At 74.4% G+C, this 25,126-nt stretch carries 19 protein-coding genes and 1 riboswitch; of the genes, 6 read left to right on the top strand and 13 right to left on the bottom strand.

The features are described 5' to 3' along the window. Positions 1-192: 192 nt before the first annotated feature. Positions 193-1,305: an aminotransferase class V-fold PLP-dependent enzyme gene (locus ACGFRB_RS32565; protein WP_363008570.1), complete on the bottom strand. Its 1,113-nt coding sequence runs from the start codon at positions 1,303-1,305 to the stop codon at positions 193-195. Positions 1,306-1,412: 107 nt separating this feature from the next. Between ACGFRB_RS32565 and ACGFRB_RS32560 the strand changes: the two genes are divergently transcribed. After that, entirely contained in the window at positions 1,413-2,507 is a 1,095-nt protein-coding gene (locus ACGFRB_RS32560) for an amidohydrolase family protein (RefSeq protein ID WP_363008459.1), read from the top strand. 375 nt (positions 2,508-2,882) lie between these two features. Here ACGFRB_RS32560 and ACGFRB_RS32555 read toward each other — a convergent pair whose 3' ends face one another. Both ACGFRB_RS32555 and ACGFRB_RS32550 read right to left on the bottom strand, forming a co-directional pair. Further along, positions 2,883-3,452 (bottom strand): GNAT family N-acetyltransferase, encoded by a 570-nt coding sequence (locus ACGFRB_RS32555; protein WP_393248191.1) that lies wholly within the window; start codon positions 3,450-3,452, stop codon positions 2,883-2,885. Then, positions 3,439-5,550 carry a penicillin acylase family protein gene (locus tag ACGFRB_RS32550; protein ID WP_393248189.1) on the bottom strand — a complete coding sequence of 704 codons (2,112 nt, stop codon included), beginning with the start codon at positions 5,548-5,550 and terminating at the stop codon, positions 3,439-3,441. The genes ACGFRB_RS32555 and ACGFRB_RS32550 overlap by 14 nt, the downstream gene beginning before the upstream one ends. A gap of 378 nt (positions 5,551-5,928) precedes the next feature. Between ACGFRB_RS32550 and ACGFRB_RS32545 the strand changes: the two genes are divergently transcribed. Beyond that, positions 5,929-7,065, top strand: a complete 1,137-nt coding sequence (locus ACGFRB_RS32545) for an SCO1860 family LAETG-anchored protein (RefSeq protein ID WP_393248187.1) — start codon at positions 5,929-5,931, stop codon at positions 7,063-7,065. A 244-nt stretch (positions 7,066-7,309) separates the two neighbouring features. On the opposite strand, the gene cobC is transcribed toward ACGFRB_RS32545, so the two are convergent. After that, a complete protein-coding gene (cobC, locus tag ACGFRB_RS32540; protein ID WP_393248193.1) occupies positions 7,310-8,860 on the bottom strand; it encodes an Rv2231c family pyridoxal phosphate-dependent protein CobC in 1,551 nt (516 codons plus the stop codon). Positions 8,861-8,917: 57 nt separating this feature from the next. On the opposite strand from cobC, the gene ACGFRB_RS32535 reads away from it, so the two are divergent. Beyond that, positions 8,918-9,643 (top strand): ZIP family metal transporter, encoded by a 726-nt coding sequence (locus ACGFRB_RS32535; protein WP_363008469.1) that lies wholly within the window; start codon positions 8,918-8,920, stop codon positions 9,641-9,643. An 80-nt stretch (positions 9,644-9,723) separates the two neighbouring features. Here ACGFRB_RS32535 and ACGFRB_RS32530 read toward each other — a convergent pair whose 3' ends face one another. The 7 genes from ACGFRB_RS32530 to ACGFRB_RS32500 form a co-directional block, all read right to left on the bottom strand. Then, complete coding sequence (locus ACGFRB_RS32530) at positions 9,724-11,091, bottom strand: cobyrinate a,c-diamide synthase (protein ID WP_393248185.1); 1,368 nt, start codon at positions 11,089-11,091, stop codon at positions 9,724-9,726. Next, positions 11,085-11,693 (bottom strand): cob(I)yrinic acid a,c-diamide adenosyltransferase, encoded by a 609-nt coding sequence (cobO, locus tag ACGFRB_RS32525; protein ID WP_393248183.1) that lies wholly within the window; start codon positions 11,691-11,693, stop codon positions 11,085-11,087. The genes ACGFRB_RS32530 and cobO overlap by 7 nt, the downstream gene beginning before the upstream one ends. Continuing rightward, a complete protein-coding gene (locus ACGFRB_RS32520; RefSeq protein ID WP_393248181.1) occupies positions 11,693-13,822 on the bottom strand; it encodes a putative cobaltochelatase in 2,130 nt (709 codons plus the stop codon). The genes cobO and ACGFRB_RS32520 overlap by 1 nt, the downstream gene beginning before the upstream one ends. 136 nt (positions 13,823-13,958) lie before the next feature. Beyond that, complete coding sequence (locus ACGFRB_RS32515; RefSeq protein ID WP_393248179.1) at positions 13,959-15,557, bottom strand: cobyric acid synthase; 1,599 nt, start codon at positions 15,555-15,557, stop codon at positions 13,959-13,961. Beyond that, positions 15,554-16,573, bottom strand: a complete 1,020-nt coding sequence (locus ACGFRB_RS32510) for a cobalamin biosynthesis protein (protein ID WP_393248177.1) — start codon at positions 16,571-16,573, stop codon at positions 15,554-15,556. The genes ACGFRB_RS32515 and ACGFRB_RS32510 overlap by 4 nt, the downstream gene beginning before the upstream one ends. Positions 16,574-16,604: 31 nt before the next feature. Further along, positions 16,605-16,739, bottom strand: a riboswitch (cobalamin riboswitch). Positions 16,740-16,891: 152 nt separating this feature from the next. After that, positions 16,892-17,113, bottom strand: a complete 222-nt coding sequence (locus ACGFRB_RS32505; RefSeq protein ID WP_393248175.1) for a hypothetical protein — start codon at positions 17,111-17,113, stop codon at positions 16,892-16,894. 18 nt (positions 17,114-17,131) lie between these two features. After that, a complete protein-coding gene (locus tag ACGFRB_RS32500) occupies positions 17,132-18,421 on the bottom strand; it encodes an anion permease (RefSeq protein WP_393248173.1) in 1,290 nt (429 codons plus the stop codon). A 361-nt stretch (positions 18,422-18,782) separates the two neighbouring features. On the opposite strand from ACGFRB_RS32500, the gene ACGFRB_RS32495 reads away from it, so the two are divergent. After that, complete coding sequence (locus ACGFRB_RS32495; RefSeq protein WP_393248171.1) at positions 18,783-19,913, top strand: alpha/beta hydrolase; 1,131 nt, start codon at positions 18,783-18,785, stop codon at positions 19,911-19,913. Between the two features lie 182 nt (positions 19,914-20,095). Then, on the top strand, positions 20,096-21,508 hold the full coding sequence (locus ACGFRB_RS32490) for a hypothetical protein (protein WP_393248169.1): 1,413 nt from the start codon (positions 20,096-20,098) through the stop codon (positions 21,506-21,508). Between the two features lie 21 nt (positions 21,509-21,529). Here ACGFRB_RS32490 and ACGFRB_RS32485 read toward each other — a convergent pair whose 3' ends face one another. Both ACGFRB_RS32485 and ACGFRB_RS32480 read right to left on the bottom strand, forming a co-directional pair. Then, positions 21,530-21,934, bottom strand: coding sequence for a VOC family protein (locus tag ACGFRB_RS32485; protein ID WP_393248167.1), 405 nt, complete (start codon positions 21,932-21,934; stop codon positions 21,530-21,532). A gap of 53 nt (positions 21,935-21,987) precedes the next feature. Continuing rightward, complete coding sequence (locus ACGFRB_RS32480; RefSeq protein ID WP_363008490.1) at positions 21,988-22,878, bottom strand: neutral zinc metallopeptidase; 891 nt, start codon at positions 22,876-22,878, stop codon at positions 21,988-21,990. A 296-nt stretch (positions 22,879-23,174) separates the two neighbouring features. Here ACGFRB_RS32480 and ACGFRB_RS32475 point away from each other — a divergent pair, with 296 nt between their 5' ends. Beyond that, a complete protein-coding gene (locus ACGFRB_RS32475) occupies positions 23,175-24,773 on the top strand; it encodes an ABC-F family ATP-binding cassette domain-containing protein (RefSeq protein WP_393248165.1) in 1,599 nt (532 codons plus the stop codon). Positions 24,774-25,126: the final 353 nt, after the last annotated feature.

The following is a 25,126-nucleotide window of genomic DNA, read 5'->3' as shown; positions in this document are numbered from 1 at the left end:
CCCCGGCGCCGCGCCCCCTCTGGGCGCTGCCGTTTTATTGTATGTTTCCCGGCGCGCGGCGCCCCCCCCCCCCCCCCCGCGCCGCCCCCGCCCGCCCCCCCCCCCCCCCCCCCCCCCCCGGCGGGGGTCGCCCACCGGCCGGGGCTTCACTGTTTCCCGCGGGGCCGCGGCCCCGCGGCCGTACGGATACGCCTATCGGGCGGCGGCCGTCCACGCCTCCGTGACCGCGCGGCGCGCACCCTCCAGATCCACCGGGCGGCCCGTCTCCGCGAGAGCCGCGCCCAGCGCCGCCAGCGACGACTGCACCGCACCCGGAGTCGCGTCCACCCCGTAGTGGTTCACCCGGATCATCTCCTTGGACAGCGCCCCGCCACCCGCGATCAGCGGCAGCGACGGATCCGCCGCCAGCGCCTTCGCCACCAGCTCCGAGGCGTCCACCCCGGCCGGGGACCGCAGCGTCGTCGCCACCGGCGCCGCGTCCCGCGCCTCGTGGACGTACGGCGCGAGACCCCCGCCCAGCGCCAGGACACCCGCGCGAGTGGCCGCGGCGGCCGCCGCGTGCCGCCCCATCAGCGCGTCCAGGCCCTCCGTCTCGATCCGGTCCAGACAGGCCTCCAGGGCCAGCATCTCCAGCTGCGCCGGAGCGTGCAGCAGCGCCTTGCGGCCACCGTCGATCCAGCGCTCCTTCCAGTCCAGCAGCGACAGGTACGAACGGCGCGGCGCGTTCGGATTGGCCGCGAACCGCTCCCACGCCCGCTCGCTCACCGACACCGCCGACACACCCGCCGGCCCGCCCATCGCCTTCTGCGCGCCGATGATGCACATGTCGACACCCCACGCGTCCGGCAGCACCGGCTCCGCGCCGATCGACGCCACCGCGTCCAGGTAGAACAGCGCGCCGTGCGCCCGTACGACCTCGCCGATCTCCGCGACCGGGTTGGTGTTGCCCGTCGCCGCCTCCGCGTGCACCAGCGACACGAAGTCGATCTCCGGGTGCGCCGCGAACGCCCGCTCCACCTGCTCCGCCGTCACCGCGGCGTGGAACGGCACCTCCAGATCCACCACCGTGACACCGCAGTCCCGCAGCCAGTTGCCGAACGTCTGCCCGTACGGACCGGTCACCACGTTCAGCGCCGTCGAACCCGCCCGCGCGCCGCTGCGGATGCAGCCCTCCAGCGGCAGCAGCGCCTCGCCCTGCGTGATCACCACGTCCTGCTCCGTGGAGAGCAGCGCGGCGACCCGGCGTTCGATCGACGCGAAGTGCCCGGCGGTCAGCGGGGCCAGGTCCAGAAGCGGATGTGTCACGGTCACGGCAGTGCCTTCTTCGATTCGGTTCGTATCGGTTCGTACGAGGTGAAGCTCCCGGTCAGAGTACCCACGGGCGTCCCCGCCGCCTCGTTAGAGTGCCGGGTATGAGCGATCACGTGGTGCTGCATGTGAAGGGGCGGGTGCTCGTAGGCCCCGAGGACATACGGGACGAGCTGTGGTGCGTCGGCGGACGCGTCACCTTCGAGCGGCCCGGAGCCCTCGCCGACGACGCCGTCACCGTCGAAGGCTGGGCCCTGCCCGGCCTCGTCGACGCCCACTGCCACGTCGGGCTCGACGCGCACGGGCCCGTCGACGCCGACACCGCCGAGAAGCAGGCCCTCACCGAGCGCGACGCCGGCGCCCTGCTCCTGCGCGACGCCGGCTCCCCCTCCGACACCCGCTGGATCGACGACCGCGACGACCTCCCGAAGATCATCCGGGCCGGCCGGCACATCGCCCGCACCCGCCGCTACATCCGCAACTACGCCCACGAGATCGAACCCGACCAGCTCGTCGACTACGTCGCCCGCGAGGCGCGCCGCGGTGACGGCTGGGTCAAACTCGTCGGCGACTGGATCGACCGCGGCCTCGGCGACCTCGCGCCGTCCTGGCCGCGCCTCGAAGTCGAGGCGGCCATCGCCGAAGCCCACCGGCTCGGCGCCCGCGTCACCGCGCACTGCTTCGCCGAGGACTCCCTGCGCGACCTCGTCGAAGCCGGCATCGACTGCGTCGAACACGCCACCGGCCTCACCGAGGACACCATCCCGCTCTTCGCCGAACGCGGCGTCGCCATCGTCCCCACCCTCGTCAACATCGCGACCTTCCCCAAGCTCGCCGACGGCGGCGAGGAGAAATTCCCCCGCTGGTCCGCGCACATGCGCCGGCTCCACGCACGGCGCTACGACACCGTGCGGGCCGCCTGGGACGCCGGCATCCCCGTCTTCGTCGGTACCGACGCGGGCGGCTCGCTGCCGCACGGGCTCGTCGCCTCGGAAGTCGAGGAACTCACCCGCGCCGGAATCCCCGCGATCGACGCGTTGTCCGCGACCGCGTGGAAGGCGCGGGAGTGGCTCGGGCGGGAAGGGCTGGTGGAGGGGGCGCCGGCGGACCTGGTGGTGTACGGGGAGGATCCGCGGGCGGATGTGCGGGTGCTGGGCGCGCCGCGGCGGGTGGTGGTGAACGGGCGGGTGATCGCGTGACGCTGCGGTGACGCTGCGCTGTGCGGGTGGTGGTGGCGGGGCGTGGGGGCGCGTTCGGGGTGCTGGGGCGGTGCGCTGGGGGTTCGTGGGTGGTGCGCGTGGGCCGGTCCGGGGGCTCGTGTTCTGCACTGCATGATTTACGGCGCGGGGCCTGAGTTGTGCGCGAGGCGTCTCTTGTTCCGCGCCACAAATCACGCTTTACGTTCCGAACACGACCCCCTCCCCGGCCCCCGCTCCCGTCCGTCTCGCGGCGCACCGCCCCGCACCCCGTCCGCTTGAGTGGAAGGGGTGGGGGGCGGTTCCGCGAGTGGGTGGGGATGGGGAGGGTGGGGGTGGGCGCGGGAATGGAGATGTGTGGGGGAATTCGGGTGGGGGTCAGGGCATCGTTCGGGTGTAGAAGACCAACCGCGCTTGCTTTTCCGGAAGATGGACCTCGGGGAGGTCGATCTCCGGCAGGACGATCTCCGGGCCGAGGGTGAAGCCCGTGCGGGCGAGGCGGGTGAGGGCCTGGGTGTTGGCGGCGTCCGGTTCACCCACCACGCGGGTGCGGGCGGTCAGGGCGAAGTCGAGCAGGGCGGTCAGCAGGTGCTCGGTGAAGCCCGGTTCCGGGGTCGTCGAGGGGGCGAGGAAGAGGTGGATGCCGATGTCGCCGGGCTGGACGTCGTAGCACTCGGAGACCCGGTCGGCCTCGGGCTCGTAGGTCTGGAAGAGCGCCACCGGCACGTCGTCGCGGTGGACGAGGAAGCCGTGGTGGGTGGGGAGCGCGTCGAGGTGGGCGTAGATGTCGCACACCTCCGCCACGGTGGTGCCGTGCATGCCCCAGAAGCGGGCCCGCTCCTCGTTGACCCAGCGGTGCAGAAGCGGGGCGTCGGCGGCGGGATCGACGCGGTCGACGCGTACGGTGCCGAAGCCCGCGATCGTCCGGGTGTACTCAGTGCTGGTCATCGTGGTCCTCTTCGGGAACGAGGTGGGCCCAGTCGGTGGTGACGGGGACGAGGTCGCCGCGCAGCCAGTGGGGCAGCTGGTCGCGGTGGTGCGCGCTGCCGGGGACGCCCGAGGCGCCGAACGGGACGACCCACAGGCTTTGGTCCCGGTCCGCGAGGTCCCAGACGAAGCGGGCCGCGGACGCGCGGGCACCGCGATCGGTGAAACCGGGCACGCTGGAGGTCGACAGCACGCAGTCGTGGTCGCCGTCGAGCCCCGGCCATGTGTCGTCCGGCTCCGGCAGGGCCTGCCAGGGGGCCAGCCGGTGGGTCGTGCCCCAGGTGGGCGGGGGGTCCCCGCCGCCCGTCTCCTCCAGGGCCTCGCGCACGATCCGGGCCACGTCGGGGGCCGGGACCGGTCCGGTGACCAGCAGGGTCTCCACCGCGAACGCGACCCGTGCGCCCAGCGCCAGCCAGGGGGCGAAGAGTTCGGGGTACGGGTCGGGGTGCGGCCCCCGCAGGGCGGCGAACGCCGGGTGGGCGGTCAGAGCGCGGACGACCGCGCCGCGCACCGCCGCGTACAGTCCGGCGTCCGTGCTGTCGGCCGTCATCCGCCGGTCCCAGCCGAGCAGCCGGTCCCGTACGGCGCGGGCGGCGGGCGAGAGGACCGCCGGGTCCGTCTCCCGTACGGCCGCCAGGAGGCGGGCGGCGGACGGGTTGTCGGTGTCGGTGTGGATCGCCGTCATCGCCCCGGGAGTCCAGGCGTCGGAGGCGTCGAGGAGAGCGGCGATCCGGCGGGCCCGGTGCGCGGGCGCGAACTCGACGCCCAGCGGCGCGGCCGGCCCGCGCTCGTTGGCCATCACCGCGTACCCCCCGACCGCCGCCCGGGGCATCGGCTCCGGGGCCGGGCCCCAGGCATGCCGGGCGTCCCAGGCGGGCACCACCCGGAGCCGGTTCGCCCGGTCCCGTACGGGGACCCGGCCCGCCACCCGGTGCAGCAGCCCGCCGGCGGTGTCGGCGGCCTGGACGACATTGACGGGCTCCACCCAGCCGTCCAGGGCCCGGTCGACGTCGGCGACCTCGCGCGCCCGCAGCAGCGCGGGCAGCGCGGCGAACCCCAGGTCGCCGGTGACACGCGGCGGATGGCGCAGACTGACGGCCTCCCAGACGCCGTCCCCGGCGCCGTGCCCGACCGGGGCGCCGGCGGGGGCGTCGGCGCCGGCGATCACCGGGCCGCGGGCCGTCTCGATCACCGTGACCAGCGTCGGGTCCGCGTCCCGCACGGGGATCGTCTCGGTGTGCGCGGCGGCCGGTTCCCAGCCGTTAGGGCCCAGGGCCTCGATCCGGCCGTCCGCGAGGCGGCGCAGGCGTTCGCGGTACAGGTCCTGGTAGTCGGCCATCGCGTTGGTGATGGCCCAGGCGACGGTGCCGGTGTGGCCGAAGTGGGCGAGGCCGGGCACCCCGGGGACGGCCAGGCCGAGCACGTCGAACTCGGGGCAGGCGAGCCGTATCTGCTGGTAGACGCCGGGCGCCTCGATGAACCGGTGCGGGTCCCCGGCCACGATCGGGGCGCCGCTCGCCGTACGGGAACCGGCGACGACCCAGCCGTTGGAGCCGGCCGTGCCCGGGCCGTCGGTGGCGAAGAGTTCCGTCCACTCCTCGCCGAGCAGCCGGGCGACCCGGTCCCGCCACAGCTTGGTGGGGAAACCGGCGAACAGGATGTGCGTGGACAGCCACACCGCGAGCGGGGTCCACGGCTCCCAGCGGCCCGTCACGAGCCCGGTGCGCGCGAACTCCGGTGCCCGCCGGGCCCCTTCGGCCAGTCCTCCGTTGACCCCGGCCGCGTACGCCGCCACCCATGCGGCGGTCTCCGCGTCGAGCCGGGCGTGGCAGCGGCGGGCGGTGTCGGCGAGCCGTGCCTGCCGGGCGAAGGCGTCCCAGCCGGTCTCCGCCGCGCCGAGGAACGCGGCCGTCGTGCCCTCGGCCCGGTGCCGTTCGACCTCCAGCTGCCAGGCCCGGTCGTGCGCGGTCACCCGGCCCTGGGCGCGGGCGAGTTCCAGGGGGTCGGCGGCGCGCAGATGGGGGATGCCCCAGGCGTCCCGGAAGACCTCGATGCTCACTGCGTACGCCCCGATCCGCTCGCCGCTTATTAGGTAAGGCTCACCTAACTTAACCCATGGTCGGGGTGGATGGGGGAGGGGGCGGTGAGTTGACGTTTCGTTGCCTTCGGCGGGTGCTGCTCGTTGTTTCCCTTTACGCGGCCGCACTCGGGGCCTGGTGCGTGAGGTGCGGAGTGGGGCTACTGCGTACGGTTGTACCGAAAAGATTCGAAAATGAGCGCGGAAACCACCCTTTGGAGTGAACTCACCTCAGGTGTCCGCCAGTTCACCCACAGTGCGTAAAGATTCCGGTGTCCCAAGTCGCCGCCGCCGCAGTGACCCACAGTCCCCGTGGCGAGCGGCCGGCGATGCCATGTCTCTTGTGGGGGTTCCACCTACGTGAACAGCAACACCTTCCGCCTGCCCGTCCGCCGCACCGCCGCCGCGGCCACCGTCGCCGCGCTCGCCGTCGGACCGCTGGTCCTCGCGGCCCCGGCGGCCCACGCCACGGGCGGCACCGGCGGCGCGGGCGGCGAAGGCCACGCCACCGCCGTCGTCCTGCGCGCCGGGCTCGACGTCAACCTGCTCGACAAGACGGTGAGCGTGCCGCTGCGTGCCTCCCTCAACGCGGTGGAGGCCCCCGCCAGCGCCGAGCAGACCGCGCTCAGCGTCCGGGTGGCGGGCGCCGAGCAGGGCCGGCCCGTCGACATCCTCAAGGCCGACGTCGCCACCTCCGAGGCGACCGTGGAGGGGCGCAAGGCCCAGGGGTACGTCAACCTCGTCAAGGCCCGCGTCCACGTCCCCGGACTGCCCCTGCTGTCCCTGATCGAGCTGGAGCAGGTCACCGCCAAGGCGGTGTGCGAGGCCGGCCGGCGCCCGGTCGCCCAGGCCAATCTGCTCGGCCACGTCAGCGTCCTCGGCCAGCGGGTCTCGCTGTCCACCGGCGGCCGCACCAAGGTGACCGTGCCGGGCGTCGGCGAGGTCTACCTCGACCTCTCCCGTACGGTCGTCACCTCCAAGGCCGCCGCCGCCACCGCGCTCGAACTGGGCGTGGAGGTCAACCCGCTCAAGCTCAACGTCGCCGAGGTCAAGGGCAAGATCACCCTCGCGGAGGCCACCTGCGCGACCCCGGCCGGCGGCCGTCCCACCGACGGCCCCAGCACCGAGCCCACCGGCCACCCGACGGGCCACCCCACCGGTCACCCGACCGGTGAGCCCTCGCACGGCTCGAACGGCGGCTCCTCCAGCGGCTCGACCGGTGGGTCCGGGTCGACCGGTGGCTCGACCGGCGGGTCCTCCAGCGGCTCGACCAGTGGCTCCACCGGCGGCTCCGGGCACTCGGGTAACTCCGGGGGTGCCGGCCACGGCTCGAACGTGGACACCCAGAACGGCGGCACCACCCCCGCCGGCGACCTCGCCGAGACCGGCAGCAGCTCCACGACGCCGTACCTCGCCGGTGGCGCCATCCTGCTGGTCGGTGCCGGCGGCGCGCTCATCATGGCCCGCAGCCGGTCCCGCGCCCGCGCCCGCGGCTGATTACCGAACAGACCCCGGAAAGCTCCCCGCGGCCGACCACCGCGGGGATCGCCGAGGGGCCCGCACCCGCGGGGACCAGGGGGAACCAGGGTGCGAAGAAGGGGAGGCGAGTCGAACTGAGCCGAGACGAACAGGGCTGAGGTGACAGGACACGGGGGCGGCGCCGGACCGGGCGCCGCCCCCGCGCGTCATGCCGTACGGACTCCGGGGGCCGCGCCCCCGCCACCGCTCGGCCCGCCACCGCTCAGCCCAGCAGCAACAGCGACTGGTCCAGAGCCTGGAGGAAACGATTCGTCGTGACCCTGTCCCGGACCGCGAGCCGCAGCCAGTTCCGGTCGAGCCCCGGGAAGGTGTCGCCACGCCGCGCCGCGAACCCGCGGGCCCGCAGCCGCTCCCGTATCTGGTCGGCGCCCTCGATCCGCACCAGCACGAACGGCGCCTCGGCCGCCGCCACCGCCCGTACCTCGTCGAACTCCACCAGACCCGCCAGCAGATGGGCCCGGTCCACCCCGATCCGGTGGGCCGCGTCCTCCGCCTCCGCGAGCGCCGCCCGCGACATGCACGCCTCCGCCGCCGCCAGCGCCGGCGTCGATACCGGCCACAGCGGCTGGGCCCGCTCAAGCGCGGCGATGATCCCCGGCTCGGCCAGCACGTACCCGACCCGCAGGCCCGCGAGCCCCCAGGTCTTGGTCAGGCTGCGCAGCACCACAAGGCCCGGCACGTCCGTCCGGGAGGCCAGCGACTCCCGCTCGCCCGGCACCGCGTCCATGAACGCCTCGTCGACCACCAGCGTCCGCCCCGGCCGGGCCAGCGCCGCGATCGCCGCCGCCGGGTGCAGTACCGACGTCGGATTGGTCGGATTGCCGATGATCACCAGATCCGCGTCCTCGGGCACCGCCGCCGGATCCAGCCGGAAGCCGTCCTCCTCGCGCAGCAGCACCCGGTCGACCGTGTGCCCGGCGGCGACGAGCGCCGCCTCCGGTTCGGTGAACTGCGGATGCACCACCACCGCCCGCCGTACCGGCAGCGCCCGCGCGAGCAGGACGAACGCCTCCGCCGCGCCCGAGGTCAGCAGCACCCGCCGGGTCGGCAGATCGTGCCGCGAGGCGACCGCGGCCCGTGCCGCCCGTCCGTCCGGATAGGCCGCGAGTTCCGTCAGCGAGGCCGCGATCCGGTCCCGCAGCCACAGAGGCGGGGTGTGCGTCCGTACGTTGACCGCGAGGTCGATCAGCTTCTCGTCGCGCACCTCGGCGTCGCCGTGGTGTCTGAGGTCATGCGTCTCTGCAGGAATGTCGATGGTCATGGCCGCCGTCGCGTGGGGGGAGGGGAGGGGAGTGGGACATGTGGGGGGTGTCCGGGCATCGCCACCGATGTACCCGCCAGTAGGCCCCGACAACCGTTCCTCCACGGTCACTTCGCCCGGAACTATCGGGAGAAAAGCGGCAACGGCGCACGTAACACGACCCGTCTTGCGCTTCTCCACCACCAGTTCCGCCCCCGGCCCCGCCCCGCGCAGCGCCGCCGCCTCCGCCACCGAACCCGAACCGGTGGCCGCCCGCGCCACCGCCGACGGATGCGGTACGGCCACCCGCGCCAGCTCCTCGCTCGGGTACGCCCGCACCGGCACCCCGAACCACGCCGCCGCCGCGAGGATCCCCGGCTCCCCGGCCCGTAGGTCCAGCGTCGCGAACGCCGTCACCGCGACCGCGGGCAGCCCCGCCTCCGCGAGCGCCGCCCGCACCAGACCCAGCACCTCCGCCTCCGGCGCCCCCGACCGGGACCCCACCCCCACCACCACACGGCGGCCCGGCCCGAGGTGCGCGGGGGAGGCGCCATCGGTTAGCAAGGGCCCATGGCTGTGGTCGTGGCGCTCGGCGCGTTCCTGATGACGCTGGTCGGCGGCTGGACCGCCCAGCGCGTCACCGACCGCCGTCACCTCGTCCTCGGCCTGGCCGGCGGACTGATGCTCGGCGTCGTCGGACTCGACCTGCTCCCCGAGGCCATGGCCGCCGCGGGCCGCCCGGTCCTCGGCGTGCCCCAGGCCCTGCTGCTGTTCGTCGGAGGCTTCCTCTTCGCCCACGCCGTCGAACGCCTGCTCGCCGTCCGCCGCGCGGGCCACGGCGGCGACCAGGGGAAGCGGGCCCCGCAGGTCGGCCTCACGGCCGCCGCGGCCATGGTCGGCCACAGCCTGATGGACGGCATCGCGATCGGCGCTGCGTTCCAGGTCGGCGGCGGCATGGGCGCCACTGTCGCGCTCGCCGTCATCACCCACGACTTCGCCGACGGCTTCAACACGTACACGATCACCAGCCTGTACGGGAACGCCCGCCGCCGGGCCCTCGCCATGCTCACCGCCGACGCGCTCGCCCCGGTCGTGGGCGCCGCCTCCACCCTCCTGTTCACCCTTCCGGCCGAACTGCTCGGCAGCTATCTCGGCTTCTTCGGCGGCGCCCTGCTCTACCTCGCCGCCGCCGAGATCCTGCCCGAGGCCCATCACACCCACCCCGCCCGCACCACCTTGCTGTGCACGGTCCTGGGAGCGGCCTTCATCTGGCTCGTGGTCGGCCTGTCCGGCTGAGCCCCCGGGGCCGGGACGGCTGGGGCCGCCAAGGCCGCCAGGGCCGTCAGGATCGCCGGGATCCACCCGGTCCGCCGTGCTCACCGGCAGTGCTCCACGAACCGCGCCGCCGTGCCGGGCGCCCCGGCCCAGTGCGTGTGGACGTAACTGGCGTGCACCCCGCGCTGGACGAAGCCCTCGACCCGCCGCACCGGCAGCGTGAGGCCCCACGCGGGCGCCGCCCCCGCGCCCGGCTCGATCACGGTGCGGTGGAACTCGTGCCCCCGCGTCCGGGACCCGGCCGGCGCCAGCACGCTGTCGCCGATCGCGACCGCGTCCCGGTAGCCCAGCGTCAGCCGCTCGGTCATCCGCGCCTCGGCGTCCAGCACCCCGCACATCGGCCGGCCGTCCAGCGACCGCGCCAGATACAGCAGCCCGGCGCACTCGGCCGCCACCGGCGCGCCCGACGCCGCCAGTTCCGCGACCGCCGCGCGCAGCGGCGCGTTGGCGGACAGTTCCGCCCCGTACACCTCCGGGAACCCGCCGCCGATCACCAGCCCGCGGGTCCCCTCGGGCAGCGCCTCGTCGCGCAGCGGATCGAAGGTGACGACCTCGGCCCCGGCGGCCGTGAGCAGTTCGGTGTGCTCGGCGTACGAGAAGGTGAACGCGGGCCCGCCCGCGACGGCGACCACGGGCCGGACCGGGCCGGCCGGGCCGGTCGGTTCAGCCGATCCGGCCGGTTCGGTCACCGGCGGCGACCACGCCTCGGTGTCCAGCGGCGGCGCCGACCGGGCGAGCGCGAGCAGCGCGTCCAGATCGCACCCCTGCCGTACCTGCTCCGCCTGCGCCGCCACGGCGGCCACCGCCGCCGCCTGCCGCTCGGCCACCGGCACCAGACCGAGGTGCCGCGACGGTGTCGCCACCGCCAAAGCCCGGCGCAGCACCCCGAGCACCGGCACGCCCGACTCCTCCAGGGCCTCCCGCAGCAGCTCCTCGTGCCGGTCCGAGCCGACCTTGTTGAGGATCACCCCGCCGATGCGGACCCGCGGATCCCAGGACGCGAAGCCGTGCACGAGCGCAGCCACCGACCGGGACTGCGAGGACGCGTCCACGACCAGCACCACCGGCGCCCGCAGCAGCTTCGCGACATGCGCCGTCGAGGCCAGCTCGCCCTGCCCGGCGGCCCCGTCGTACAGGCCCATCACGCCCTCGACGACCGCCAGTTCGCAGCCGCGCGCCCCGTGCGCGAAGAGCGGCGCGATCCGCTCCGGCCCGCACAGGTACGCGTCGAGGTTCCGGCCCGGACGGCCGGTCGCGAGCGCGTGATAGCCCGGGTCGATGTAGTCCGGGCCGACCTTGTGCGGCGAGACCGCGAGCCCCCGGCCCGCGAACGCGGCCATCAGACCGGTCGCGACGGTGGTCTTGCCCGCGCCGGAGGACGGCGCGGCGATGACGAGACGTGCTACCACTCGATGCCCCGCTGCCCTTTCTGACCCGCGTCCATCGGGTGCTTCACCTTCGACATGTCGGTCACCAGGTCCGCGAAGTCCATCAGTTCCGCCGGTGCGTTCCGGCCCGTGATGACGACATGCTGCTGCCCGGGACGCTCGCGCAGCACCTCGATCACCTCGGCCGTGTCGATCCAGCCCCAGTGGAGCGGATACGCGAACTCGTCGAGGACGTAGAACCGGTAGCGCTCCTCGGCGAGATCCCGCTTGACCTGCTCCCAGCCCTCGCGCGCCTTCTCCTCGTGCGACGGCTCGCCGTCGGCCGGGGCGCGCTGGATCCAGGACCAGCCCTCGCCCATCTTGTTCCAGACGACCGTGCCGCCCTTGCCGCTCTCGCCGAGCGTCCGCAGCGCGTTCTCCTCGCCGACCCGCCACTTGGCGGACTTGACGAACTGGAACACCCCGATCGGCCACCCCTGGTTCCAGGCGCGCAGCGCCATCCCGAAGGCGGCGGTCGACTTCCCCTTGCCGACGCCCGTGTGCACCATCACCAGCGCGCGGTTGCGGCGCTGGCGGGTGGTCAGCCCGTCGTCGGGGACGACGGACGGCTGTCCTTGAGGCATTACGCGGCCCTCCTGACTGCGGTGTGCTGTTCCTGTACATCGCGGACGAGCCCGGCGATCGCGTCGGCGCGCAGCTCGTCCAGGGTGACGGCCCCGCCGCCCAGGCCGAGGGCGAGTTCCCCGGCCAGCCCGAGCCGCACCGGGCCCGTCTCGCAGTCGACGACCACGGCGGCGGTGCCGTCCGAGGCGTGCAGCCGCGCGGCGCGGGCGGCGAGCGCCAGCGGCTCCCGGCCACCGGTCGCCCGGCCGTCGGTCACCACCACGAGCAGCGGCCGGCGCGAGGGGTCGCGCAGCCGCTCCACCCGCAGCACCTCACGGGCCGTCAGCAGGCCCGCCGCCAGCGGGGTACGGCCCCCCGTGGGGAGCCGGTCGAGCCGGGCGGCGGCGGCCTCCACCGACGAGGTCGGCGGCAGCGCGACCTCGGCGCCCCGGCCCCGGAAGGTCACCAGACCGACCTTGTCGCGCCGCTGATAGGCGTCGAGCAGCAGCGACAGGACGGCGCCCTTCACGGCGCCCATCCGCTGCCGGGCCGCCATCGAACCGGACGCGTCCACGACGAACAGGACCAGATTGCCCTCGCGGCCCTCGCGGACCGCCTGCCGCAGATCGTCCCGGCGCACCACCAGACCCCGGCCGGTACGGCCGCGCGCCTTCTGGTGCGGGGCGGCGGCCCGTACCGTCGCGGTCAGATGCAGGGAGGTCAGCGCGCCCCGGGGGCGGGTCGCGCCGGTGGTGCGGCCGTGCGCGGTACGGGCCCGGGAACGGCGGCCCGTCGCGCCCTGGCCGAGTCCGGGCACGCTGAGCATCCTCGTACGGAACGGCTCGCCGGCGCCGACGACGGCCCGCTCACCGGAACCCGCGCCCCGGGGCGCGGGCGCGGTGCCGGGCTGCTCGGCGGAGCCGGGTTCCCCGGTCTCCTGCGTCTGCGGGGCTTCGGCCGCCCCGGGGTCCTGGGCCGACTCCCGCGCGGGCGCGTCGCCCTGGGGCGGAATCCCGCCGCCGTTCCCGCCCCCACCGCCGTCGGGGCCGCCGTCTCCACCGGGGCCGCCGTCGCCCGGACCGTCCGGCTCCGGATCGTCGTCCGGCTGCTTTGGCTCCCGCTCCGGCTCCTCGCCCTTGAACCGCTCCAGCGTCTCGTCCAGCTTGGCCTCATCGAGCCCCGGCGCGTCGAACGGGTTGCGCCGCCGCCGGTGCGGCAGCGCGAGCAGCGCCGCCTGCCGTACGTCGTCGGAGGTGACCTCCCGCCGCCCGTCCCACGCGGCGAGCGCGGTCGCCGTCCGGGCCATCACGATGTCGGCGCGCATGCCGTCCACCTCGAACGCGGCGCAGGTCGCGGCGATCTGGAGCAGTACCGCGTCCCCGAGCACCACCTTCGGCAGCAGCGCCCGCGCGGCCGTGATCCGCCCGCGCAGCGCCGTCTCCTCATCCGCCCAGCGCGCGGCGAACGCGGCCGGATCGTCGTCGAACGCGAGCCGCCGGCGCACCACCTCCACCCGCTGCCCGGGGTCCCGGGACGCGGCCACCTCCACGGTCAGCCCGAACCGGTCGAGGAGCTGCGGCCGCAGCTCGCCCTCCTCGGGGTTCATCGTGCCGACGAGCAGGAACCGGGCCGCGTGCCGTACGGAGATCCCCTCGCGCTCGACATGCGACGCCCCCATGGCGGCGGCGTCGAGCAGCAGGTCGATCAGATGGTCGTGGAGCAGATTGACCTCGTCGACGTAGAGGATGCCCCGGTGCGCGTCGGCGAGCAGCCCCGGCTCGAAGGCCCGCACGCCCTCGGCGAGGGCCTTCTCCATGTCGAGCGCGCCGACCAGCCGGTCCTCGGAGGCGCCGACCGGCAGCTCCACCATCCGGGCCGGCCGCTCGTCGGCGGCCGTCGACCCGGGCTCGTGCGGCCCATCCGGGCAGCCCGGGTCGGGGGCGGCCGGGTCGCAGCTGAACCGGCAGCCCGCGACGACGTCCATGGGCGGCAGCAGCGCCGCGAGACCGCGGACGACGGTGGACTTCGCCGTCCCCTTCTCGCCGCGGACGAGGACCCCGCCCACCGCGGGGCTGACGGCGTTCAGGAGCAGCGCGAGGCGCAGATCGTCCATGCCGACGACGGCGGTGAACGGGTAACGGGTACTCATCGGACGGTCGCTCCTTCGAGTCGTACGGAGGCAAGGACGGCGGCGCGCGGGGCGGACACGGCGCGCACGGCGCGAGAAGCGCTCGCGACGCGCGGGGCGTGCGAGGCGCGCAGGGCGCGTGCGGCGTACGGGGCGCTCACGGCGCACCCGGCGGCACGAACGGCAGCCCCTCCGGTACGCCCTTCTCGATCAGCCGGAGCAGCGCGTCCGTGTCGGCGTGCTCCTCGATCAGATCGCCGAGCCGGTCCAGCTGTTCCTCGCGCAGCGTGTCGAACGAGGTGTCCGGCGCCGGGACGAAACGCCGCCCGGCACTCGCCGCGACCTCGCGCAGGAACGCCCGGCGAAAGCCATCGCTCTCCAGCGAACCGTGCCAGTGCGTCCCCCACACCGCGCCCACCCGGCAGCCGTCCAGGAACGGCTCGCCGCCCCGTACGTCCGCCACGCCGTGATGGATCTCGTACCCCTCCACCCGCTCGCCGAGCGCCTCGCCGACCGGCCGCGCCAGCGTCTTCTCGCGCGCGAACCGGACGCGTACGGGCAGCAGACCGAGCCCGTCCACGACCCCGGCCCGCGACTCCACCTCGTCCTCGACGCGCTCCCCGAGCAGCTGGAAACCGCCGCAGATCCCGAGCACCGGCCGTCCCTCGGCGGCCCGCCGCGCGAGCCCCGCCGCGAGGCCGCGCTCCCGCAGCCAGGCCAGCGCCTTCACCGTGCCGCGAGTGCCCGGCACCACCACCAGGTCCGCGTCGGCCAGCTCCTCCGCCCGGTCCACGAACCGCACCACCACGCCCGGCTCCGCGGCGAGCGCGTCGACGTCCGTGAAGTTCGACATCAGCGGAACGGCACAGACCGCGACCCGCAGCACGTCCTCGCCGACCGGCGGCGCCACGACCGACTCGCGGACCGCGCCGCGCAGCGAGATCCGCAGCCCGTCCTCCTCGTCGATGCCGAGGCCGTGGGCGTACGGCAGCACGCCGAGCGTGGGGCGCCCGGTCAGCCCGTCCAGCATGGCGAGGCCCGGTTCGAGCAGCGACACGTCGCCGCGGAACTTGTTCACCAGATATCCGGCGACCAGCCGCTGGTCCTCTGGCGCGAGCAGCGCCGTCGTCCCGAAGAACTGGGCGAACACCCCGCCCCGGTCGATGTCGCCGACCACCACCACGGGCAGCCGCGCGGCCCGCGCGATCCCCATGTTGACGATGTCGCTGCGGCGCAGATTGATCTCCGCCGGACTGCCCGCGCCCTCGCAGATCACCGCGTCGTGGGTCCGCCGCAGCTCCTCCAACGCGGCGAACACCGGCTCGAACAGCTCCCGCCGGTGCCCCTCGGACACTTCGGACCCACTGGTCTGCCCGGCCCGCCCGGCCCGCCCGAAGAACCCGCGGGCGCTCATCTCGCCGACCGGCTTGCCCATCAGGACGACCTGGCTGGACCGGTCGCTGCCGGGCTTGAGCAGCACCGGGTTCATCAGCGCGGTCGGCTCGACCCGCGCGGCCCGCGCCTGCATCGCCTGGGCGCGGCCGATCTCGGCGCCGTCCCGGGTCACGAAGGAGTTCAGGGACATGTTCTGGCCCTTGAACGGCGCGACCTTCAGGCCCTGGCGGACCAGCCACCGGCAGATCCCCGCCGTGACGACGCTCTTGCCCGCGTCGGACGTGGTGCCCGCGACGAGCAGCCCGCCGCCCCGCGCTCCGCTCCGGCCCGCCGTGCCCTTCGTCGTACCGCCGCCCCTCACGCCGCACCCCCGCGCCGGCGCAGCGCGCCCGCGAGGAGCCGGCCGCCGGCACAGCCGGCCAGGGTCAGCCAGGTCACCCGGCGCGACAGCCGTACCGCCCGGTCGATGTCCGCGACCTCGACGGGCCGTCCCGCCGCGTTCAGCACCGGCCGGTGCTCGACCCGCCCGCCGTACGACAGGGTGCCGCCGAGCCGGACGCCGAGCGCCCCCGCGAACGCGGCCTCCACCGGGCCGGCGTTGGGGCTCGGATGCCGGGCGGCGTCCGCCCGCCAGGCCCGCAGCGCCCCGCGCGGATCGTCGCCCGCGACGGTGGCGAGGACGGCCGTCAGCCGGGCACCCGGCCAGCCCGCCACATCGTCGAGCCGGGCCGAGGCCCAGCCGAACCGGCGGTGGCGCGGGGACTTGTGGCCCACCATCGCGTCCAGCGTGTTGACCGCCCGGAACCCGAGCAGCCCCGGCACACCGGCGACCGCGCCCCAGAAGAGGGCGCCGACGACGGCGTCCGAGGTGTTCTCGGCGACCGACTCGACGACCGCGCGGGCCATCGCGGGCCCGTCCAGCGCCTGTGGGTCGCGCCCGACCAGATGCGGCATGCGCTCCCGGGCGACCCCCAGATCCCCGGCTTCGAGCGCCCCGCCGATGGCGCGCGCCTCGCGGCCCAGCGTCGTCCCGCCGACGACGGCCCACACGGAGGCGGCGGTCAGCGCGGCGGTGGCGGTGGCGCTGCCCCGTACCGCGCGGGTCGCGACGGCGCCGAGCGCCACGGCGGAGCCGGCGCACAGCGCGGTGTAGAGGGCGCCCCGGCCGCGGTGGTCCCGGTGCATCCGGTGCTCGACGGCGCCCGCCGCCCGGCCGAACGCGGCGACCGGATGACCGCGCCGGGGATCGCCCACGAGCAGATCGGCGGCGAGGCCGGCGGCCGCTCCGTACGCGAAGAGACGGGGAGAGCGGGTGCGGGAGGCCGCGGGAGAGGAGAAGCGGCGGGTTCGGGGTGTCCTGGAGCCGTTGCCGGGCATGGCACAGTGTCCTCACTCAGGGTCCGCGCCCTGGATCGACGTGATCGGCGGCGAGAGTTCCTGACTCCCGGCCGCGAGGACCGGTCACAGTGGCGGGACCGTGCCGGAATCACACCGGACTTCCTCCCCATGCCGCCGTAATGGCCCCGGCAGTCCACCACGCGGCCGGAAGGCCCGTCAACCCGCGCTTGACCTGCGCCTGGTCACTGTGCGCAGTGCCACGAACCCGCATACGCCGTCTGGGCGGCCCCACCCGGAGGTGGGGCCGCCCAGACGGCGTGGTGTGCGCGCGTGTTCGTGGTGCTCGTCGGTGTCCGGTCAGGCGACGATCAGGTAGATGCCGTAGGCCACGGCGGCCGCGCAGAGCGCGAAGCAGGCGTACGCGCCGGTACGGGCCAGAGTGGCCGAGCCGCCCGCGGCGGTGGCCCGCTCCTGCTTGGCGAGCGCGGCGACACCGAGGGTGAACAGGCCCACGAGGGCGACGGTGGTCACGAGGCTGACTCCGAAGACGGAGCCGAGAGCTGCCCAGTCGATCTTCATGTGCGTGCTTCCAGTTCCTTAGACCGCGGCGGCGGGAGCGGCCGGCGGGGCGGCCGGGTCCGTCGGGCCGGGGGAGGGGATGGTGGTCTTCAGGGCCTCGTCCTTGACGGCGGCGACGGAGCCGGCCGGCGGGGGCGGGGTGACGGCCGCGATGGCGGTGGTGACGACACCCGCCGGCTCGACGTCGGCAGCGGCCGGGGCGTCGAGGTCGTCGGCGGTCACGTTGTGCTGGTCGACCGGCTTGCGGCGGGACAGCGACCAGATCACTCCGGAGCCCGCGATCAGCAGGACGGCGACGGTGACGATGCCCCAGTCGCCCTGCTTGGTGAGGAACTCGGCGCCGGCGCCGACCAGGCCCGCGGCGGGCAGGGTCAGACCCCAGGCGGCGAACATCCGGGTGGCGGTCGACCAGCGGACGACACCGCCCTTGCGGCCGAGGCCCGCGCCCATCACGGCACCCGAGCAGGACTGGGTGGTGGAGAGGGAGAAGCCGAGGTGCGAGGAGGCCAGGATGACCGTCGCGGCGCTGGTCTGGGCGGCGAAGCCCTGCTGCGGCTGGAGGTCGGTGAGGCCCTTGCCCATGGTGCGGATGATGCGCCAGCCGCCGAGGTAGGTGCCGAGCGCGATCGCGACACCGGCGGAGGCGATGACCCAGACCGGCGGGTTGGAGCCGGGGACGAGGACGCCGTTGGCGACCAGGGCGAGGGTGATGATGCCCATCGTCTTCTGGGCGTCGTTGGTGCCGTGGGCGAGCGAGACGAGACCGGCGGAGGCGATCTGGCCGGCCCGGAAGCCCTTGGCCGTGGCCTTGGCCTCGGGGGCGGCGTTGATGCGGTACGTCAGCTTGGTGGCCACCATCGCGGCGAGGCCGGCGACGATCGGGGCGGCGACCGCGGGGAGCAGGACCTTGGTGACGATGGTCGAGCCGTTGACCGCGGACCAGCCGGCGGACATCACCGCGGCGCCGATGAGGCCGCCGAACAGCGCGTGCGAGGAGCTCGACGGAAGGCCGAGCAGCCAGGTCAGCAGATTCCACAGGATGGCGCCGACGAGCGCCGCGAAGATCACTTCGGTGCGGATGCCCTCTTCGTTGATGATGCCGCCGGAGATCGTCTTGGCGACCTCCACGGAGAGGAAGGCGCCGACGAGGTTCAGCACGGCGGACATGGCCACCGCCGTCTTGGGCTTGAGAGCACCGGTCGAGATGGTCGTCGCCATCGCGTTGGCGGTGTCGTGGAAACCGTTCGTGAAATCGAACACGAGAGCTGTCACGACCACAATGGCGAGCAGCAGCGTGATGTGTTCCATTTACCCAGGCAATCGTTTGACGTCAGTGGCGCGTCGAACCTAGGCAACCTGAGTGAACGGAAGGTGAACTGGGCCGGGCGCGGTGGTGTCCCGAACCGGGTTCGGAAGATTCCGGTTGTGCGCGATCCGTGTTCCGGACCGGACGGCGTCCACGATGCGGTCGCCCTGTAACCACGGGTCATCCGGGGCCTCCCAAGGGCCGAACCGGGGTGCGGCACTCCTCCCGTTCCCTCCCCGTATCACCCCCTGGACGCCCCTCGGTCGGCCTTCACTCGTACGAAGGACCCCGTCGGCGAGACCCTTGTCACTCGAACGAGAGCGTCCGATGGCAGGGTGCGCGGGCCCCGCCGACACTGGGAGCGTGCGCCCGGCTACAGCGGCGGCAGCGGCCGTCACCACAGTGCTCGGTCTCGGCGCGGCCGCGGTGGCGGCCGGCCGGTACGCCTGCGACGTCGCCCTCGGCGCGCCGCCCGGACGCCCCTTCCCCGGCGAACCACGGCTCACCGTCCATTCCGCCGACCCCGACCGGATCACCCTCACCCGCAGCCTGGCCACGCTGCGCCCCGGCACGTACGGCATCGACGGCGGCGACGGCCTGCACGCCGTCGTCGGCCCCGTCCTCGACCGGGTCCCGCACGCCGCCGACACCGTGGTGCGCCGCCTCGAACGGATCGAGTCCGGCATCCCCGCCGCCGGCGCCCGGGTCCGGCTCACCCCCCAGCTCCACCGAGGCACCCCCGAAACCGCCCTCGCCGTCGGCTACGAGGACGTCCAGATCCCCGGCGAACTCGGCCCCCTGCCCGCCTGGCTCGTCCCCGGCGCCCGCGGCACCTGGGTGATCGCCCTGCACGGGCTCGGCACCACCCGCGAGCACCCGCTCAATCTCGTCCCCTTCTTCCACCGCCGCCGCGTCCCCGTCCTCATTCCCGCCTACCGAGGCGACCCGGGCGCCCCGCCGTCCCCCGACGGACTCGCCCACCTCGGCGACTCCGAGTGGCGCGACGTCGACGCGGCCATCCGCTACGCCGTCCGCCGCGGCGCGGCCCAGGTCATCCTGCACGGCTTCGGCACCGGCGCCTCGATGGCCCTGTACGCCGCCGCGCACTCCGGCGTGCGTGGCCGGATCCGCGGGCTCGTCCTCGACTCCCCGGTCCTCGACTGGGAGGCCACCGTGCGCAACCTGGCCGCCGCCCACCGGGTCCCCGCCCCGCTCCTGCCGCTCGCCGTCCGCGCCGCCCAGGGCCGGACCGGCCCGCACGGCGACCGGCTGCGGGACGCCGCCGACCCCGGCGGCGCACGCGTCCCCACGCTCCTCTTCCACGGCCCGGACGACACCATCGCCCCCTGGGGCCCCTCGCGCCGGCTCGCCGAACTCCGCCCCGACCTCGTCACCCTCACCACGGTCCGCGACGCCCCGCACGCCGCGATGTGGAACGCCGACCCGGTCCGCTACGAGGAGGCGCTGCGCCGCTTCCTCACCCCCCTTGTCTAGGACCCACGCCCCCTCCTGCGGAGGCCGGCCGGTTCCCGATCTCGAACAGAGGGTCGTAGAACAGAGGTCGAAACGGGTCCGTACGGGGCTTTCGGGACCCTCCGGACACGAAACCGGGGCCAGGGCGGCGGCGTCTCCCCTTCCGATTGGGCTTTCGGGCGATCAGCGGGAAGACTGCCCCCGTGACGTCTCGAAAGCCCGATGAACCATTGGCGCGCAACTCCAGACTCCGACTCGTCCGTCCGCGGCCACTCGCCACCGCGCGGGGGGCCGTGACGAACCGGCGCACCCGCCCCGCGCCACGGCCGCCCGAGGGCACACCGCCCCGCGCCGTTCTGGCCCACCAGGCACGGACCCTGCTCGCGGACGCGGTGCGGCTCGCCCGCTGGGCCGCCGACGACCAGCGGGCGCGGACCGCGCCCCAGGACGGGGCGGCGGCCGCCGACGCCCTCGGCCTGACCCCGGCCGAGGTCCGGGCCTGCTGGGACCGGGCCCGCCTCGCCGGGCTGGTCGAACTGCACGACGGCACCGCCCGCCCGGGCTGGCGGCTGCATGCCTGGGACCGCGACGACACCGCCGTCCTGCGCGGCTGGGTCGCGCTCTTCGACGCCTGGTCGCTGGCGCACCCGGCGCCCGAGGCGGTGGCGCCCGGCGCCGTCGCCGAGGTCGTCGAGGCCGTCCCGCAGGCCCTCTCGCTGCTCCAGCTGTCCGCCGGGCCGGTCGCCGTGCCGGCCCTCCTGGACCTGCTGGGCCAGCGCGTCGACGAACTGCGCGAGGGGCGCTGCGAGGTCCCCGCCCCCGGTGTCGCGCCGGAGTCGATGGCCCCGGTTCCCGTCACCGAACGGGACCCGGCCGCCGTCGACGGGCTTCCCGCCCTGCTCGACTGGGCCCTCGAAGGCCTCGCGGCCGTCGGCGCCCTCACCCTCGGCGAGGGCGAAGGCGGCCGGCAGGCCACCCTCACCCCGCTCGGCAACTGGGCGGTCTGGGTCAAGCTGGAACAGATCTGCGTCGCCGCCCAGAGCCCGGCCGGCAACATCGAGCAGTCAGCCGAGGACATGCTCCGCGGCTGCGCTCGGCTCACCCCGGGACCGGCCCGCGACGAATACCGGGCCTGGCTCGCCGCCCGTACCCTCGCCGCCGCCATCGCCGAACTGATCACCGTCGCCCGCGGCGAGGACGCCCTGCTGCGCGGCCTCGCCTTCGAGGCGCTGCGGGTCGTCGGAGCGCCCGCCGAGCCCGTGGTCCGCGCCACCGTCGCCGAGCCGTCGCTGCGCCCGTACGCGCTGCTCTGGCTCGCCGAGCACGAGGGCGCCGACCCGGACGAGGCCGCCGAGGTGCTGACCCGCGAAGAGGCCACCTGGCTGTGGGTGGACACCGCCGCCGCCGTCACTGACCACGGCGAGAGCGATCTGCTCGTCCGCCACCTGGAGTCCGCCGTCCAGGGCACCGTCCCGGCGCTCCTCGACGAGGTCCGGGCCGTCGGCCACCCCCGTACGGTCCAGGTCCTGGTCGCCCTCGCCGCCGCGCACCCCGACCCGGCCCTGGCGAAGGCGGTCCGCCGGGCCGCCTTCCAGGTCCACACGGGCGGCGCCTGATCCGAAGGACAGCCCCCCGGGTTACCCGGCGGGCGTGCCCGGGGCGTACGTCCCGAAACTCCAGACGTTGCCCTCGGCGTCTTGGGCCATGTAGTCGCGCGAGCCGTAGTCCTGGTCCGTCGGCGGCATCAGGATCTCGGCGCCCGCGGCGGCGGCCCGCGCGTGGTGCGCGTCGATGTCGGTCACCCGGACGTACACCCCGGCCGGTCCGCCGCCGGCCATGATCGTGTCGTAACGGCTGCCGGTGCCCCGGCTGCCGAGCATCACCCTCCCGTTGCCGTACGACAGCTCGGCGTGCGCCACCCGGCCGTCCTCGTCCTCGTACACGGCGTCCGCGGTGAAGCCGAACGCCGTCGTGAGCTGCTCGATGGCGGCCCTGGCGTCCGTGTAGAGCAGGGCCGGGCAGATGTCGGGCGTCGTGGTCATGTGCTCTCGCCTTTCCTCGTCGGTGGCGCCGACCCCGATCCGCCGGGCGATTTCTAGCGGAAGGTGTCGCAGCGCGCCATGTCGCCGGTCTCGTAGCCGGTACGGAACCACTGCTGCCGCTGGGCCGCCGAGCCGTGCGTCCACGCCTCGGGCGCCACCCGGCCCTGGAACCGTTCCTGGATCCGGTCGTCGCCCACCGCCGCCGCGGCGTCCAGACCGTCGCGGATGTCGGCGTCCGTGAGCCGGGTCAGCAGCGGGCGGCCCGTCCGGCTGTCCGGGGTGGTCGTCGCGTGATGCGCCCAGACCCCCGCGTAGCAGTCGGCCTGGAGCTCCACCCGTACCGCGTTCGAGCCGGCCCCGGTCCGGCCGTCCTGGGTGCGGGCCAGCGTGCCCGTCAGGTTCTGGATGTGGTGCCCGTATTCGTGCGCCACCACGTACGCCTGGGCGAACGGTCCGCCGTTCGCGCCGAACGTGGTGTGCAGCTCGTCGAAGAACCCCAGGTCCAGATAGGCCTGCCGGTCCCCCGGGCAGTAGAAGGGGCCGACCGAGGAGTCCGCGGCGCCGCACGCGGTGGAGACCCGGCCGCTGAACAGGACGGTCGGCGCGTCCGTGTACCGCCCGCCGTGGCGCGGGTACTCGCCGCGCCAGAAGTCCTGCAGGCTGTTGACGACCGCGACGATCCGGCAGTCCTGGCGGGTGTTCGCGTCCGAGCCCTTCTTGCACTTCTGGCTCACCTCCGCCACCGACGACGCGCCGGCGGCCGGGGCGTTCGAGCCGGACGAGAGTCCGAGCTCCGCCGGGCCCACCCCCAGGAGCAGGCCGATGACCAGGGCGACCAGGCCGACGATCCCGCCGCCGATGGTGACCCCGCCGCCCGGGATACGGCTTCCCCGGACGTCCTGGACCTCCGACGTGTCGAGATCGGCGTCGTCGTCGAACTGCATGCCCACCACCCTTTGTGTCTCTTCGGAGTATCGGTGAATCATCGCGTCCGCACCGCTCGACGCCGGTCCCGGGGGCCGGAGACGGGACGGGAGGAGGCACAGGGGAGGGCTCGGGGGAAGCATGCGGGAAGGGGGCGGGAAGGGGCCGGGACGAGTGGCTCGCGTGGCCGAAAACCAGTTGCAGGGTCCCGCTAGACTGGCTCTATGGACATTCCCACCGTGTTTTGGGTGCATTAGCGGCGTCGAAGCCCGCCCGTCGTCCTTCCGCCGTTCCCCCATCACCCTGGAGTCCGTCCGTGATCACCGCCTCCGGCATCGAGCTGCGCGCCGGCGCCCGTGTCCTCATCGAGTCCGCCTCGTTCCGCGTCGCCAAGGGCGACCGGATCGGCCTGGTCGGCCGCAACGGCGCCGGCAAGACCACGCTCACCAAGTGCCTCGCGGGCGAGGGACAGCCCGCCGCCGGCCAGATCGCCCGCTCCGGCGAGGTCGGCTACCTCCCGCAGGACCCGCGCACCGGCGACCTCGACGTCCTCGCCCGCGACCGCGTCCTGTCCGCCCGCGGTCTCGACACGCTCATCCGCAAGATGCGCCAGAACGAGGAGCGCATCGCCAATGGCTCCGGCGCCACCCGCGAGAAGGCGCTGCGGCAGTACGAGCGCCAGGAGACCGAGTTCCTCACCAAGGGCGGCTACGCGGCCGAGGCCGAGGCGGCCACCATCGCCGCCGCCCTCGGTCTGCCCGACCGGGTCCTCGGCCAGCCGCTGCACACCCTCTCCGGTGGTCAGCGCCGCCGTATCGAGCTGGCCCGCATCCTCTTCTCGGACGCGGACACGCTGCTCCTCGACGAGCCCACCAACCACCTCGACGCCGACTCGATCGCCTGGCTCCGGGACTACCTGAAGAGCTACCGAGGCGGCTTCATCGTCATCTCCCACGACGTCGACCTCGTCGAGACCGTCGTCAACAAGGTCTTCTACCTGGACGCCAACCGCTCCACCATCGACGTCTACAACATGGGCTGGAAGCTCTACCAGCAGCAGCGCGAGGCCGACGAGAAGCGCCGCAAGCGCGAGCGCCAGAACGCCGAGAAGAAGGCCGCGGCCCTCAACTCGCAGGCCGACAAGATGCGCGCCAAGGCCACCAAGACCGTCGCCGCGCAGAACATGGCCAAGCGTGCCGAGCGGCTGCTGTCCGGCCTGGAGGCGGCGCGGGTCTCCGACAAGGTCGCCAAGCTGCGCTTCCCGGAGCCCTCGCCCTGCGGCAAGACCCCGCTCACGGCGGAGGGCCTGTCCAAGTCGTACGGCTCCCTCGAGATCTTCACCGACGTGGACCTCGCCATCGACAAGGGCTCCCGCGTCGTCATCCTCGGCCTCAACGGCGCCGGCAAGACCACCCTGCTCCGGCTGCTCGGCGGCGTCGAGCAGCCCGACACCGGCGCCGTCACCCCGGGCCACGGCCTCAAGCTCGGCTACTACGCCCAGGAGCACGAGACCCTCGACCCCGAGCGCAGCGTCCTCGAGAACATGCGCTCCGCAGCGCCCGACCTCGACCTGGTCGAGGTCCGCAAGGTGCTGGGCTCGTTCCTGTTCTCCGGCGACGACGTCGACAAGCCCGCCGGGGTGCTCTCCGGCGGCGAGAAGACCCGTCTCGCGCTCGCCACCCTCGTCGTCTCCTCGGCGAACGTGCTCCTCCTGGACGAGCCGACCAACAACCTCGACCCGGCCAGCCGCGAGGAGATCCTCGGCGCGCTGCGCACCTACAAGGGCGCCGTCGTCCTCGTCACCCACGACGAGGGCGCCGTCGAGGCGCTCGACCCCGAGCGGATCATCCTGCTCCCGGACGGCGTCGAGGACCTGTGGGGCGCGGACTACGCGGACCTGGTGTCCCTCGCCTGACCCGTCAAACACCCGGCCGTGCCGTGCCGGGCTGGATCATTCGGCTCATCGGTGATCCTTCATCTGAGTGAGTACGTCTCGTACTCCTCGCGCACCTCCGGCGCGGGCCCCGCGGAATTCCCACCGCGGGGCCCGCGCCGTTCCTCTGCCCCCGGCACGCCGCTGACCTGCTGCTTTTCGAACGGCGCCGGCGAAAGCGGTCGCCCGGGGCGACGGCTTGGGCCCGTTCCCGTCGTGACGGGCCGTGTCACAGCGTGCGAGCGAATGGCACCGACCTTGTCGAATGGGTGGCCAGGAGGCACGGGAGGGGTGATCATGAGAAGACCAGAGCGCACTTCCCATGAGGAGGCACG

It is taken from the genome of Streptomyces sp. NPDC048718, from assembly GCF_043198875.1.
Lineage (GTDB): Bacteria > Actinomycetota > Actinomycetes > Streptomycetales > Streptomycetaceae > Streptomyces.
The sequence above is the reverse complement of the archived record's forward strand: the minus strand, read 5'-3'. Positions and strand labels throughout refer to the sequence as shown.